This window comes from Cupriavidus laharis (assembly GCF_914271435.1).
GTDB classification, from domain to species: domain Bacteria; phylum Pseudomonadota; class Gammaproteobacteria; order Burkholderiales; family Burkholderiaceae; genus Cupriavidus; species Cupriavidus laharis.
Window position 1 is genome coordinate 39,204 of sequence record NZ_CAJZAI010000014.1, and the last position, 12,454, is coordinate 51,657.

Sequence of the window (12,454 nt, forward strand, 5' to 3'; positions counted from 1 at the left end):
ACCCGCGACAGGAGGGTTCACCGGCCAGCCGCGCGGCACCGCCCGGTGTGGCCTGCAAAAAAGGTAGCACACGGAATCGCGCGTCGCCACGGCGGCGTGACTTCACCTGGAGAGACATCATGCTGATCGCCAGATGGCAGATTGATGCCCGTTTCGGGCACAAGCAGGAGGTGATCAGCCGCCTGCAGCAGTGGGCGCAGGAGATTGCGCCGCAGGTCGGCATGCATTGCGGCAGGCTGCTGACCGGATCGATCGGCGCGCTGGAAGCTACCGTCGTCCACGACTGGGAGGTGGCCGACCTGACCGAGCTGGACCGGGCCTGGCAACAACTCGCGCAGCTTCCGGCCCATGCACAGTGGGGGCGCGACCTGGAGCCGTTCGTGGTGTCCGGCACTGCGCGTTGGGAAATCTACCGCGTTATCTGATCAACGATGCGCTGGAACAGAACCTCAACCCGGTGGGCCGGATCTTCTACTCGGCATCGACGTTCATCTGCACGCCCGCCTCGCGCGTGCAGAAGGGGCCATGTGCCTCGGGGCGCAGGCCGGCGAAGCGCGCATCCGCGACGTGGTGGCGCGCGGTGGCTTCCGGCAGTTCCGGCGCGCCACGCAGACGCCGTTCAACCTGGTGTACGAAGCCAGGCCGCAGCGGCGGCGGGCCACCCGGTCCAGGCTGGCGTGTCGGGGCGTCGGCTATCGTGCCTGCCCGGTAGCAGTTGCGCCGGCTCCACGCCAAACAGGTTGGCGCACGCACTGGCGAACGCCGCCGCGGAGCGCAGGCCGGACTGGGTGGCAAGCAGCTCCAGCCGCGCGGGTGACAGGTCAGGCTGTGCCTGGGGCAGCGCCAGCATATAGAACGCCCGCGCCGCGCGTTGCTCGCGCACAAGCGGGTGCAGCGCCTCGCCTTCGGCGAACAGGCGCGCACGGACCAGGCGCTGGGCGACCTGCCACCGTTCGCCCAGCCGCGCGGCATTCCAGTGGACGGCCGGGTGTTCGAAGACCAGCCGCGCGAGCGTGCGGGACCAGTGCTTGTCGTGCTGGATGGCATTCATGCGCGGGCAGACCGCGTCCGGCACGGCCTCCAGCGTGATGGTGCAGGCCTGGCCCGGCGCGGCCTGCAATTCGCAGTCAAAGTGCGCAAATGCCGGAACCACGAAGGGATCGCCAGGCCGCACGTCGCGCCGTGCGTTGGCGTCGCGCAGCCGGGCCGCGCCCTGCTGGGCTTCCACGCGCACGGCGAATGGGAAACGCAGGCGGGTGATGCGGACGGGGGTGCTGCTGACGAGAGGCATGCGGGCGTTGGCTAAAGCGCGGGCGCGCGGCCGGTTACTGTCGCAGCATTCTGCGGCCGGCGCAACGGTCGCCGATGTCGCCGAAGGGGCATTTCGCCGGCGGGCTACAGCTCGGACAGCCCGAAGTGACGCAGCCGTGGCAGGTCGGTCACGCGGATCGTCTGGTACGCCAGGTGGACCAGGCCTTCATCAGCCAGCCGCCGCAACGCCTGGTTGACCCGCTGGCGCGACAGGCCGGTGAGCAGGCCGATTTCCTCCTGCGACAGCTCCAGTACGGGACTCGTGCGTGGATACAGCGACGGATGGAATAGTTGTGCGATGGCCTGTGCCACGCGCGCATCGGCGCTCAGCAGGCGGTCGTTCTGCACAGTGGCAATGAACTGCCCCATGCGCTCGTTGAGCTGCGTGACCACGAAACTCGAAAAGGGCAGGCTCTGCGCGAGCAAGGTATTGAACACGGGCTCCGGCACCAGCAGCACGCGCGAATCGCGGATGGCGATCACGTCGTAGCGGCGCAGCTCGCGCTTGATCACGCTGCCCTCGCCGCACCAGCCACCCGCAGGCACGCCGGAGAACGTGCAGCCACGGCCGTCCGGGGTATAGACGGCGAGCTTGATCAGCCCGCTGTCGACGCCGATCCAGTCGCGTGATGGCTCCCCGCGCCGGGCGATGAAGGCGCCGGCGGCGAATTCTTGAAGCACCGTGGCGCGCGCGGCCAGCGCCTGGTGTTCGGGCGCGAGTGCGTCGAACCAGGCATGGCCTGCCAGCGGCGAAGCGGGCGGGGAAAGGTCGGGCGCGGTCATGGCGGGACAGGTTGGACAGTCAGGCAAACCGGCCCTGCGAGGCCATTGCGCTGGTCTTGTAAGAAACCTGTAAGCCTTGCCTGGCGCGGGTTTCCGGGAAGTTTGTCATCCGGGCGACAGAGCACGGGCGTGTGCGATGATAGCCTTGTGCACGAAAAAGTAACAGCGCCCCAGTGCAAAAGAGTTCAGCGGAGACACAAGCAATGCCCACAGATTTCGACAGCGGCCTGGGCCGCAACGCGGCCAATTTCGTGCCGATCACCCCGATGGATTTCCTGGTCCGCGCCGCCGAGGTGTATGGCGACAAGCTTGCCATCGTGCACGGGCCGGTACGGCAGAACTGGCGCGACACCTATGCGCGTGCGCGCCGCCTGGCCAGCGCCCTGGCGCGCGCCGGCGTCGGCAAGGGAGATACCGTGGCGGCGTTGCTGCCCAATACACCGGCCATGGTGGAGGCGCACTTTGGGGTGCCGATGGCCGGCGCGGTGCTGAACGCGCTCAACATCCGCCTGGACGCCGCCAACCTGGTGTTCATGCTGCGCCATGGCGAGGCGCGCGTGTTGCTGGCCGATACCGAGTTCGCCGACCTGGCACGCCAGATGTCGCTGGAAATCCCCGGCCTGAAGGTGATCGCCGTGGAAGACGCGCTGGGCCCGCCGGCCGAGCGCTTTGGCGATACCGACTACGAGTCGTTCCTGGCCTCGGGCGATCCCGACTATGCGTGGAAGATGCCTGATGACGAGTGGGACGCCATTGCGCTGAACTACACGTCGGGCACCACCGGCGACCCCAAGGGCGTGGTGTACCACCACCGCGGCGCGGCCATGAATGCAATCTCGAACATCCTCGAGTGGGACTTGCCCAAGCATCCGGTCTATCTATGGACGCTGCCGATGTTCCATTGCAACGGCTGGTGCTTCCCGTGGACCGTTGCCGCGCGTGCGGGCGTGAACGTCTGCCTGCGCAAGTTCGAGCCGCGCCTGGTGTTCGACCTGATGCGCGACGAAGGCGTGACCCACTATTGCGCGGCCCCCATCGTGCACACCGCGCTCGTTAACGCGCCGCCTTCGTGGCGCGAAGGCCTGCGTGGCCCGGTGCGCGGTATGGTTGCCGGTGCGCCGCCGCCGGCCGCGGTGCTCGCGCAGATGGAAGCGATGGGTTTCGAGCTGACCCACGTGTATGGCCTCACCGAGGTCTACGGTCCCGCAGCGGTATGCGCGGAGCAGGACGAGTGGAGCAGCCTGTCGCAGGAGGAGCGTGCCGTGAAGAAGGCGCGGCAGGGCGTGCGCTATCACCTGCAGTCGGGCGTGACGGTGCTCGATCCCGATTCGATGCAACAGGTGCCGGCCGACGGCGAGACCATCGGCGAGATCATGTTCCGCGGCAACATCTGCATGAAGGGCTACTTGAAGAACGAGAAGGCCACGCGCGAGGCCTTTGCGGGCGGCTGGTTCCACACCGGTGACCTGGGCGTGCGCATGCCGGACGGCTACATCAAGATCAAGGACCGCAGCAAGGACATCATCATCTCCGGTGGCGAGAACATCTCAAGCGTGGAGGTGGAGGACGCGCTCTATCGCCATCCGGCCGTGCTGGCCGCGGCCGTGGTGGCGCAGCCGGACGCCAAGTGGGGTGAGACGCCATGCGCGTTCGTGGAGCTGAAGGACGGCGCCCATGCCACCGCCGAGGAACTGATGGCGCATTGCCGCACGCTGCTGGCGGGTTTCAAGGTACCCAAGGCGGTGTATTTCGGTCCGCTGCCCAAGACCTCGACGGGCAAGATCCAGAAGTTCGAGCTGCGCCGCAAGGTCAAGTCGGATTCGGCGATCGACGTCTGAAGAGGTGTTCAGGGGAGGGAGGCTTCTTCAGCGGCCTGTCGGCTGGCAATCAGCCTGTCGATGATCTCGCGGCCCCACGCCAGCCCCGCACGGCTGGCGTCGGCGGCACAGGCAAAGCGCACGCCACTGTCGGGATACAGGTCGGGCAGGGCGTGGCCTTGCTGCCAGATACGCGCGCGCAGCGTCCACCAGCCGTCGTGCTGGCCACCGTAGCGCAAGGCCGCGATGTGGATGCGGTAGCCGCGATAGCTGTCGCTGTGCTCGTGTGATCCGCTGGGCATGGCTGCTAAGGTTCAGCGCAGGCTGGCACCGTGCTGCGGCGCGCCGGGCCTGTGCCACTCCTGCGAGATATCGGGGAACACATCGCATTCGCCGCGCACGATGTTCTCGATCGTGGCACAGACGCCCGCTGTGCCGCGCGGCCCCACGCAGACCAGGCTGCGCGGATGGTCGGTGTGCTGCGGAATGGCATATACGTGCATGCCCTCCTGGAACAGAGGGTGCTTGGCCAGGCGCTCGTTCATCAACTCGACGAAGCGCTGGGGACTGACGACCGGCTTTTCCATAGCGAACTCCTGCAGCGTTGCCGTCGGGCGCATCATGCGTGCACGGGGCCGGCATACGCGGTAGTAAGGTAGTTAAGGCCAGGAATATTTCAGGCAAGTGGCATATGCCCCGCTATATCCGGGGCGGCCGGAGGAAGCGCGGACAAAAAAGCCGCCCGCGTTGCCACTGCCAACGGTTTCAGGTTAGGCGATGCACCCGGCGAAGCAAAGTCGCCGAACGCCTCAGGTCACGAGGCGCGCACTTCTCCGGCCGCGCGTGGCCCGTCAAGCATGTAGTTGCCTGCCGCCCAGCAGGCGGCTTCCGCTTCGGCCTCCGAGGGGTAGGAGGAGGTGGCTTCGATGGTGCAGTCAGCGTCGGCGGCGCCGCAGTGCTCTTCCATCACGATGCGCCAGGTGTAGAGGCCCGGCGGATCTTCCAGGACATGTAGCACGAGGGTGCGGTGGCTGTCGGCGAGGGTCAGGGGCAGAGTCGACATAACAGTCTCCCGGAACGGCGACGACTAGATGCTACCAATTGCGCGGTGCCAATTCCAGTCGGGATTCCAGCCGGGATTCCACCCGCTGCACGAGGCGTGGCGCACTGTGCATCTTCCGTCGCCGCGCCGTTTCCAGTATCTTCTGCGCGTCGGCGCCCGGTGGCGCCCGCTTTCCCTGAACCGCATGCCCATCTCGCCTCAACTCGCCGAACTGGTTGCGTCGCTGCGCGCACACTATGACACCGCCATCCTGCCGCACTGGACCGGCAACGGCTGGAATACCGACCTGCTGCTGCCCTATGAGGCACTGGACGGTGCCACCGGGAATGCCCTGCCGCCGATGCGCTACCGGGCCATGGCCTGTGCGCGCCAGCTCTACGTGTTCTCCGTGGCGGGCAGGCTAGACCATGCCGATACCTTGTTCGGATCCCTGCAGGCCTACTTCAGCAACGGTGATGGCGGCTGGATCTACAGCGTCGACCCTGCCGGCATGCCGCTGGATTCCACGCGCGACCTCTATACGCACGCCTTCGTGATTTTTGCATGCGCGCACTATTACGCCTGCGGTGGCAACGAGGACGCGCTGGCCGTGCTGCAGGAAACGCGCGAGGTGGTCGAGCAACGCTTTGCCGATGGCGCCGGCCTGTATCACGCGGCGCTTTCTGAGTTCTTCAAGGACAAGGGTGCGGGCGTGCAGCAGAACCCGATCATGCACCTCACGGAGGCCTACCTCGCGGCGCTCGACGCGACCGGCGATGATTGGTATGCCCAGCGCCTGCGCGAGATTGCCGCGGCCGTACAGGACCGGTTCGTCGACCCGGCCAACGGCTGCATTGCCGAGCTGCCGCAGGGCACCGACGGCAATCGCATCGAGCCTGGTCATCAGTTCGAGTGGTTTTCGCTGGTAGCGGGCAATCCCTCGCTGTTCGAGGGGGGGCCGCTCGGCGCGTCGCTGGAGCATGCGTTCGTTTTCGCTCAGGCGCATGGCGTGGTCCCCGGCACGCTGGGCGTCAGTGCCGCGCTCGATGCGGACGGCAACGTGCTCGACGGCACGGAGCGTATCTGGGCCCAGACGGAATTCGCACGCGCGCTGGCCGTGCACGGAACCTCCGAATCGCTGGCGGCGCTGGAAGCGCAGCTGCGCCAGTACCGCAGCCGCTTCCTGCATGCGGGTGGCTGGCACGAATGCCTTGCGCCATCGGGCGAAGTGGTGCGGGCTGAAATGCCTTCTACCTCGCCATACCACCTGGCTACGGCCTACGCGGCGCTGACGGAGCTGGCGGGGAATTAGCCAGCCGTCCAGCTGCTTGCGGCGCGCAGATCGCTCTTCTGCAGCAGGCGCAGCAGTGTTTCGGCCGGCTGGCTCAACCGGCGTGCCGACAGCGAAATGAATTCGACTTCGGGCAGCGCCGGCAGGCGCTCCCAGTTGAGCGGTGGTGCCACGCCTTCGCCGTACAGGTAGCGTGACCGTACCGTCAGGCCAAGGCCGCCGCGTGCGGCAGCAAGGCATCCGGAATGGCTGCTGCTACTGCAGACGACTTGCCATTGGCAGCCGGCCTTGGCCAGCGTATCCAGCACGACCGAGCGCGTCACGCTTGGCTCATGCACCAGGATCAGCGGCAGCGGCTGGGACAGGTCCACCACAGTGCCGGGACGTGCGAGCCATTCCAGCGAGCCGCGGAACAGCGGCACGCCGCGGCGGTCGCCCTGGCGGCGCTTGCCGAGCATCAAGTCCAGCGAGCCCGCGTCCATCAATTCGTACAGCTTGCTGGTCATGGCGATGGTGATCTCCATCTCCACGTCGGGATGCGTATTGCGGAACGCCGACAGCACGCCTGACAGCGGCCCCTGCGCCAGATCCTCCGAGGTGCCGAGCCTGACACGCCCACGCAACCGTGGCGCGGTGAACTGCGATTCCGCGCGCGCAATCGCTTCCAGGATGAGCCGCGCGTGGACCAGCAGGGCTTCGCCGTCGGGGGTCATCGACAACGAATGCGTGTCGCGGATGAACAGGCGGCGCCCGACGCTCTGCTCCAGCCGTCGGATATGGTCGCTGACGCTCGACTGCGACAGGCCAAGCTGCCGGCCTGCCTCGGAGAAGCTGCGCGCGGCTGCCACGGTGGCGAAGGTTTGAATCCAGACTGGGTTGAGCATGGGGAATATTGTCATCGGTAAATCCGATGACAGTCAATATGCCTAGCAGGGTTCCCGATCGGTTGCCAGGGGCTATGATCGGTTCCATGGCCTGGCCGCCAAGGCTCTGCGGACGAAATCCTGCCTTGGCTGCATGCCGTGCCAAGGATAGTCCCACGCCCCATGAGCCAAGCTTCCCCTTCCTCCCTCAAGGCTATGTTGTGGATCGTCGCTGCCGGTTTCTTCATGCAGACGCTCGATACCACCATCGTCAATACCGCACTGCCGTCGATGGCGCACAGCCTCGGACGCAAGCCGCTGGACCTGCAACCCGTGGTGGTGGCGTACACGCTGACCATGGCCATGCTGACCCCCGCATCGGGCTGGCTGGCTGACCGCTTCGGCACGCGTCGGGTCTACTTCTGCGCCATCCTGATCTTCGTGCTCGGATCGTTGTTCTGCGCCGGCGCGCAGACGTTGCCGGAGCTGGTGGCGGCGCGGGTCGTGCAGGGCGTGGGCGGCTCCATGCTATTGCCGATCGGGCGGCTGGCGGTACTGCGCAATGTGTCGAGCGGGCAGTACATCGCCGCGCTGGCCTTTGTCTCGGTGGCGGGGCAGGTGGGGCCGATCTTCGGGCCTGTCCTGGGCGGCTGGCTGGTGCAGCATGTTTCCTGGCACTGGATCTTCCTGATCAACGTGCCCGTGGGCGTCGTTGGCCTGCTGGCCGTGCGGCGCTACCTGCCGGGCGGTGACAGCAACGGCGCGCCGCCGTTCGACTGGGTGGGCTGCGGGCTGCTGTCGCTGTGCATGGTGGCATTCTCGCTCGCGCTGGATGCCCCGCTACAGGCGAGCCACGCGGGCTGGAGCGCAGGGCTTGCCGCGGTCAGCGTCGCCGCCGCGCTGCTGTATATCCCGCATGCACGCCGCAGCCGCGCGCCGTTATTCCGGCTGGCGCTGTTTCGCGAACCCAATTTCAGCGTGGGGCTGGCCGGCAATCTCGTCTGCCGCATCGGCTCCGGCGCGGTGCCGTTCCTGCTGCCGTTGCTGATGCAACTGCAGCTCGGCTATTCGCCGTTCCACGCGGGGCTGATGTTGCTGCCCGCGGCGCTTGCGGGCGCGCTGTCCAAGCGCTGGATCGTGCCGCTTGTGGCGCGCTTCGGCTATGACAACTTCCTGCTGGTCAACACCGCGCTGGTCGGGGCTTCGATCGCGTCGTTCGGGGCGATGTCGCCAGGGTGGCCGTTGGCGCTATCCATCGCGCAGCTCGCATTGTTCGGCGCGACCAACTCGATGCAGTTCGCGGCGATGAACAGCGTCACGCTCAAGGGCCTGAGCCTGGAGGATGCGGGCAGCGGCAACAGCCTGTTCTCGATGGTGCAGATGCTCTCTGCCAGCTTGGCCGTCACCAGTGCGGGGGCGCTGCTCACGACGTTCGAGCGTGGGCTTGGCTCCGAGTCCACCGAAATCCTGCACGCGTTCCAAGCGACCTTCGTCTGCATGGGCCTTATTACAGCGGCCTCCGCGTGGATTTTCATGCAGTTCGCCCCGCACGAAGCGCGGCCTGCGGAGGGCCGGCTAGCGGCCCATAAGGAGGTCTAGATAGCGCCGGCAAACTGGTAGTTTTCCACGGGGCAAAAGGATGGGCCGCAGATCCAACTCGCCACTCCCCAACGATTCCACCTCATGTTCCCCCACGTCTGCCGCAGCAATTCCATGACATTGAGGCTGTCTGAGCGACGCTTCGGAACAGGGCAATTGTCATGTCGCGAGCGGGTGCGCGAAATCACAGGGTGTGATTAACGATAGAACCGATGAGATTGCCAGCGCGCATGACGACTGCGCTTTGCGAGGCCTTCCCTTGGATCTTGTCTTGCTGCGAGCAATTGCTTTTGCTTCAGTGCGAGGTCCACCAGTTCGAGTTGGTACTTGCTAAGGCCTTGAACCGCTCGGAGCCAGATCGCGCCCAGTGACAACCCAAAGACAAAGGCGAGTGCCCAAAGGATAGCAGTGTTCACGTAGTTCCCTTCGACCAGTCCATGAGCCACCGTGCTGCTCAGCCAAGGCAGGCCTCCGCCTTCCTTGAGGATGGCATAGGCGATACCGAACTGAGAGAAGAGCGCAGTTTCCTTTCCGAAGAACTGTGTGATGCGCCCATCGATGCGGCCGATCTTGGTTAGGAGCCAATGCTTTGCGAATTGCAGCGCGTCCTCCCCATACCCCAAGAGAGGAGTGATATGACGGTGATCCGTCGCAAGCTCATGCAGGGTGGCATCTCGTGCATCTTCCTTCCAACGCCGTATGCGAAGGAGAAATACCGTTGGCTCGATCACGAAGCTGAACAAGGTGCATATGACGCTTGCAAGCAATAGCAGGATTGCAGCGAGACGTAGGAAATCAGGTACCGGTCCAATGAATTTATTCCAGCCTGTGAGCAGTAGTGCCGCAAGGAAGCAAGCGCCTCCGATCCAGAGCAACGCCCTTGATACGCGTTTGGCACTTCGTTCGAGTTTGTTCCGGATCGAGCCAGGGTAGAACGGCTCGCAGTTGCCGAGATAGCGCAGGATCTTGTCGAGTTCGGGCTGCATAGGGTTCGAGGCCGCGCGGTGTTGGTACCGCGCGGATCTTACTTGTCTTCAGGGAACGACGCGCACCTCGACCGCCAGGTGCGTCTGGATCGCACCGCCGCCGCTGCGGCCCTCGGGGATGGCGATATAGGTGGTGCGACCGCTGGTGACGCCAGGCCAGAGGTAATGCTCCATGGTGTAGACCGTGCCGACGCAGGAGTGGTGGGAGCCCGGGCTGCAGTCGATGCCGTCGATCAGGTCGGGGGTGGTCGAGTACTGGAAGAGGGCCTGGCTGTCGTTCTTGACGCGAGTCCAGCCCAGCTTCTCGCTGCCGGTCAGCATCAGTCGCTGTCCGACGTGGATCTCGATCACCTGCGATTCGCCGTACAGGACGGTGAATCCTTGGTCTTCCTCGACGGGCCGGCTGGTGAAGGTCCCGGTTTCCCCCGTGGCCGTCTTGTAGGTCACCGTGAAAAGCTTCACGGGCTCGGGCTGAGTCGCCTTGTCGTCGGCGGCAGGAGGTTGGCCGCTGGTGCTGGGCGGCGCGCTCGTGTTGTTGCCGGCCTGGGTGCTGCCCGAGGCGTTGTCATCACCGCCGCCACCGCAGCCGGACAAGGCCAGGACGGCCCCGAGCATCGCGGCCAGCAGCAGGTTCTTTTTCATTCGATTTCTCCTCAAGGTTGTTGGAACCAAGGTTGGTGGGACTCGCGCGAGGCGAGCGGGGCGGGGGCGATCAGAATTCGAGGCCGACCTGGGCGGCGATGTTGGGCGAGTGGGTGCGGAAGAACTCCGGCTTCCTGACCGGCCAGCCGAGGGTGACCTCATAGGTCAGGGCGGCGTAGCGGCTTGCTGCCCAGCGTCCGCGTGCCCCTATCACGGCACCAATCAGGGTCTGGCCCACCAGGAACGCGGCGGACGGGCCGCTCACATGGCCCATGTCGAAGCCGACGAAGGCCTCCTGGCCGGAATTGCCGAGCTGCCATGCGAGGTCGTTGCGCATCGTGATGCCGTTTTCGGCGGCGAGCGTCAGCTGCTCGTCAAAGCCCCGCACCGAGTAGCGGTTGCCGATGGTGAAGTAGTCGGACGGAAGGACGCGCGTGCGGGCATACTGGGCACGCACGCTGCCCTGGTAGCGCAGGCGCTGGCCGCTCACCTGGAACGGCACCATCAGCCCGGCATTGGCCAGCAGGATCTCGGACTTGCCATCCCAGTTCGGCTCGCCCAGCACGAAGCCCGGTTCCTTCGAATGGCTGGGCAGCGAGGCGCGCCAGCCGACGCCGAGATCGAGCACGTTCGCGCCGAAGTACTGGCGGTGGGCTGCACCGACCTCGTAGCCGACAAAATCCCGGGATTGCACCGGGATGTCCTGGCCGTTGATGGCGGTGTGCGCGGTCTTGCGGAACACCTTGCCGTAGAGACTGGTCTTGCCCGACGCGTTGCGGAACGGCACGTAGCCGAGGCCCGCCTCGATCTGCGTATTGCGCCCGCCATAGACGATGTCTTCCTCGAAGCCCGCGACCGTTTGCTTGTAGCGCGACTGGTTGGCGTTGAAGAACGCATTCCAGTAGCCGAAGGGGATGCTGTAGTTGATGGCCGACGAGCGCGTGCCGGCGGCACCGTTGCCGACGTTGGCATTGGCGTTGCCGGAGATCGTCAGGCTGTCGTAGAGGAAGAGCGGCGAGTCCACGGTGAGCGTGCCGCCCATCTGGTACTTGCCGGTGTTGTCCAGGCCGCCGTTGTCACCCGTGACGAGCGCGTGCCAGCGCTTGCCGGTGCCGCGTTTGATCACCAGGTCGGTGGCCCCGGGCGTCTCGCCGGGCACGAGGTCGATGCTGGCGTCGGCCTGGCCCTGCAGGCGGCGGATGTTCTCCATGCCCTGGTCTACGTCGCGCTGGTTCACCAGCCCGCCGGGACCGGTGGGCAGGGCGGTGCGCCACCAACCGGCGGTGCCCTCGGACTGGACGCCAGTGATGTGGCCGGCCACGACGCGCAGCCGCAGCTCGCCGCTGGCGAGGTGCTGGTCGGGGATCAGCACGCGCGCGGTCATATAGCCCTGGCTGACCAGGCGCGCGGAGAAGTAGTCCTGGATCGCCTCCAGTCCCTGCTTACCGACGCACTGGCCGACCAGGATGCCGACCTCGCTCTGCAGCCAGGGGAATTCCTCGGCGCCCTCCCACGTCACGGCCTGGATTGGAAAGCAGGGCGCCTCGGTAGGCAGGAGCAGCGGGCCGGACGGCGCGGGCTCGGCGGCGGTGGGCGAGAGCACGTCCGGACGGGCCATGGCGCGCTGCTTGGCCGCTTCCTGCTGCTGCTCCTGGCGGCGTTCGATGGCGTCGTTCGGCGTGACGTTCGGGAAGAACGGCAGGGCCTGGGCTACCGCCAGGGATGGCAACGACAGAAAAACAGGTAAAACAAGGGTGGCACGCGAAAAAGACCGCGTGCCAAAAATGAAAATCTGCATTGTAAATGCTTTTTAACTGGTGTTCAGATTTGTTCACTGCGTTTTGAAAAAACCATACATATCTTGTCCGGTTAGTTCATTTACCTTGCGCAATAAACTTTCAAGCGAATCGTAAGTCGCACCAGAGTCCATTTTCTTCACTGCCATACCCATGCAGTCAGCCCGTAGGCGTGCGGTCAACTCGCACAGTGCGGCGATAATCTCCTCACGTTCCTCCTCTGATTTTTGCAGTGCATCATGCCCAATTAGATAGGCTTTCTCATAGGCCGAAGAATCAATATTCTTCCGTATTGCATCCGCTATTTCGCTCATGCGAGTCTCC

Annotated in this window: 14 protein-coding genes and 1 pseudogene; 5 read left to right on the forward strand and 10 right to left on the reverse strand. The window is 65.4% G+C overall.

Annotation, left to right across the window (positions count from 1 at the left end; genetic code table 11):
- Positions 1–119: 119 nt before the first annotated feature.
- Positions 120–425 carry a hypothetical protein gene (locus tag LDO29_RS22375; protein ID WP_224081930.1) on the forward strand — a complete coding sequence of 102 codons (306 nt, stop codon included), beginning with the start codon at positions 120–122 and terminating at the stop codon, positions 423–425.
- Positions 426–427: 2 nt separating this feature from the next.
- Positions 428–645 (forward strand): annotated as a pseudogene (locus LDO29_RS22380) (SAM-dependent methyltransferase); the annotation flags it as partial.
- Here the strand turns inward: LDO29_RS22380 and LDO29_RS22385 are convergent.
- On the reverse strand, positions 620–1,291 hold the full coding sequence (locus LDO29_RS22385) for an AraC family transcriptional regulator (protein WP_224081931.1): 672 nt from the start codon (positions 1,289–1,291) through the stop codon (positions 620–622). The pseudogene LDO29_RS22380 and the gene LDO29_RS22385 sit on opposite strands and share 26 nt — an antisense overlap.
- A 104-nt stretch (positions 1,292–1,395) precedes the next feature.
- Positions 1,396–2,094 carry a Crp/Fnr family transcriptional regulator gene (locus LDO29_RS22390; protein ID WP_224081932.1) on the reverse strand — a complete coding sequence of 233 codons (699 nt, stop codon included), beginning with the start codon at positions 2,092–2,094 and terminating at the stop codon, positions 1,396–1,398.
- A gap of 203 nt (positions 2,095–2,297) precedes the next feature.
- Here LDO29_RS22390 and LDO29_RS22395 point away from each other — a divergent pair, with 203 nt between their 5' ends.
- Positions 2,298–3,932, forward strand: a complete 1,635-nt coding sequence (locus tag LDO29_RS22395) for an acyl-CoA synthetase (RefSeq protein ID WP_224081933.1) — start codon at positions 2,298–2,300, stop codon at positions 3,930–3,932.
- Positions 3,933–3,940: 8 nt separating this feature from the next.
- On the opposite strand, the gene LDO29_RS22400 is transcribed toward LDO29_RS22395, so the two are convergent.
- The 3 genes from LDO29_RS22400 to LDO29_RS22410 form a co-directional block, all read right to left on the reverse strand.
- Positions 3,941–4,213: a hypothetical protein gene (locus LDO29_RS22400; protein WP_224081934.1), complete on the reverse strand. Its 273-nt coding sequence runs from the start codon at positions 4,211–4,213 to the stop codon at positions 3,941–3,943.
- A gap of 12 nt (positions 4,214–4,225) precedes the next feature.
- The gene (locus LDO29_RS22405) at positions 4,226–4,498 is read right to left on the reverse strand and encodes a hypothetical protein (protein ID WP_224081935.1); all 273 of its coding nucleotides are present in this window, start codon (positions 4,496–4,498) and stop codon (positions 4,226–4,228) included.
- Positions 4,499–4,725: 227 nt separating this feature from the next.
- Positions 4,726–4,974, reverse strand: a complete 249-nt coding sequence (locus LDO29_RS22410; RefSeq protein WP_224081936.1) for a hypothetical protein — start codon at positions 4,972–4,974, stop codon at positions 4,726–4,728.
- A 184-nt stretch (positions 4,975–5,158) separates the two neighbouring features.
- Here LDO29_RS22410 and LDO29_RS22415 point away from each other — a divergent pair, with 184 nt between their 5' ends.
- On the forward strand, positions 5,159–6,265 hold the full coding sequence (locus LDO29_RS22415; RefSeq protein WP_224081937.1) for an AGE family epimerase/isomerase: 1,107 nt from the start codon (positions 5,159–5,161) through the stop codon (positions 6,263–6,265).
- Here LDO29_RS22415 and LDO29_RS22420 read toward each other — a convergent pair.
- Entirely contained in the window at positions 6,262–7,128 is an 867-nt protein-coding gene (locus tag LDO29_RS22420) for a LysR family transcriptional regulator (protein ID WP_224081988.1), read from the reverse strand. The two genes, LDO29_RS22415 and LDO29_RS22420, sit on opposite strands and share 4 nt — an antisense overlap.
- A gap of 162 nt (positions 7,129–7,290) precedes the next feature.
- On the opposite strand from LDO29_RS22420, the gene mdtD reads away from it, so the two are divergent.
- Complete coding sequence (gene mdtD, locus LDO29_RS22425) at positions 7,291–8,706, forward strand: multidrug transporter subunit MdtD (protein ID WP_224081938.1); 1,416 nt, start codon at positions 7,291–7,293, stop codon at positions 8,704–8,706.
- Positions 8,707–8,903: 197 nt separating this feature from the next.
- Here mdtD and LDO29_RS22430 read toward each other — a convergent pair whose 3' ends face one another.
- The 4 genes from LDO29_RS22430 to LDO29_RS22445 form a co-directional block, all read right to left on the reverse strand.
- Complete coding sequence (locus LDO29_RS22430) at positions 8,904–9,692, reverse strand: hypothetical protein (protein ID WP_224081939.1); 789 nt, start codon at positions 9,690–9,692, stop codon at positions 8,904–8,906.
- A gap of 48 nt (positions 9,693–9,740) precedes the next feature.
- A complete protein-coding gene (locus LDO29_RS22435; protein WP_224081940.1) occupies positions 9,741–10,334 on the reverse strand; it encodes a hypothetical protein in 594 nt (197 codons plus the stop codon).
- A 70-nt stretch (positions 10,335–10,404) separates the two neighbouring features.
- Positions 10,405–12,063, reverse strand: coding sequence for a ShlB/FhaC/HecB family hemolysin secretion/activation protein (locus LDO29_RS22440; RefSeq protein ID WP_224081941.1), 1,659 nt, complete (start codon positions 12,061–12,063; stop codon positions 10,405–10,407).
- A 102-nt stretch (positions 12,064–12,165) separates the two neighbouring features.
- Positions 12,166–12,444, reverse strand: coding sequence for a hypothetical protein (locus tag LDO29_RS22445; RefSeq protein WP_224081942.1), 279 nt, complete (start codon positions 12,442–12,444; stop codon positions 12,166–12,168).
- Positions 12,445–12,454: the final 10 nt, after the last annotated feature.

What these genes read in the sequence shown, in the direction of transcription:
- LDO29_RS22445 (WP_224081942.1), bottom strand. Translation starts at nt 12,444, where the DNA reads ATGAGCGAAATAGCGGATGCAATACGGAAGAATATTGATTCTTCGGCC.
- LDO29_RS22400 (WP_224081934.1), bottom strand. Translation starts at nt 4,213, where the DNA reads ATGCCCAGCGGATCACACGAGCACAGCGACAGCTATCGCGGCTACCGC.
- LDO29_RS22410 (WP_224081936.1), bottom strand. Translation starts at nt 4,974, where the DNA reads ATGTCGACTCTGCCCCTGACCCTCGCCGACAGCCACCGCACCCTCGTG.
- LDO29_RS22415 (WP_224081937.1), top strand. Translation starts at nt 5,159, where the DNA reads ATGCCCATCTCGCCTCAACTCGCCGAACTGGTTGCGTCGCTGCGCGCA.
- LDO29_RS22385 (WP_224081931.1), bottom strand. Translation starts at nt 1,291, where the DNA reads ATGCCTCTCGTCAGCAGCACCCCCGTCCGCATCACCCGCCTGCGTTTC.
- LDO29_RS22405 (WP_224081935.1), bottom strand. Translation starts at nt 4,498, where the DNA reads ATGGAAAAGCCGGTCGTCAGTCCCCAGCGCTTCGTCGAGTTGATGAAC.
- LDO29_RS22375 (WP_224081930.1), top strand. Translation starts at nt 120, where the DNA reads ATGCTGATCGCCAGATGGCAGATTGATGCCCGTTTCGGGCACAAGCAG.
- LDO29_RS22435 (WP_224081940.1), bottom strand. Translation starts at nt 10,334, where the DNA reads ATGAAAAAGAACCTGCTGCTGGCCGCGATGCTCGGGGCCGTCCTGGCC.
- mdtD (WP_224081938.1), top strand. Translation starts at nt 7,291, where the DNA reads ATGAGCCAAGCTTCCCCTTCCTCCCTCAAGGCTATGTTGTGGATCGTC.
- LDO29_RS22395 (WP_224081933.1), top strand. Translation starts at nt 2,298, where the DNA reads ATGCCCACAGATTTCGACAGCGGCCTGGGCCGCAACGCGGCCAATTTC.
- LDO29_RS22420 (WP_224081988.1), bottom strand. Translation starts at nt 7,128, where the DNA reads ATGCTCAACCCAGTCTGGATTCAAACCTTCGCCACCGTGGCAGCCGCG.
- LDO29_RS22390 (WP_224081932.1), bottom strand. Translation starts at nt 2,094, where the DNA reads ATGACCGCGCCCGACCTTTCCCCGCCCGCTTCGCCGCTGGCAGGCCAT.
- LDO29_RS22430 (WP_224081939.1), bottom strand. Translation starts at nt 9,692, where the DNA reads ATGCAGCCCGAACTCGACAAGATCCTGCGCTATCTCGGCAACTGCGAG.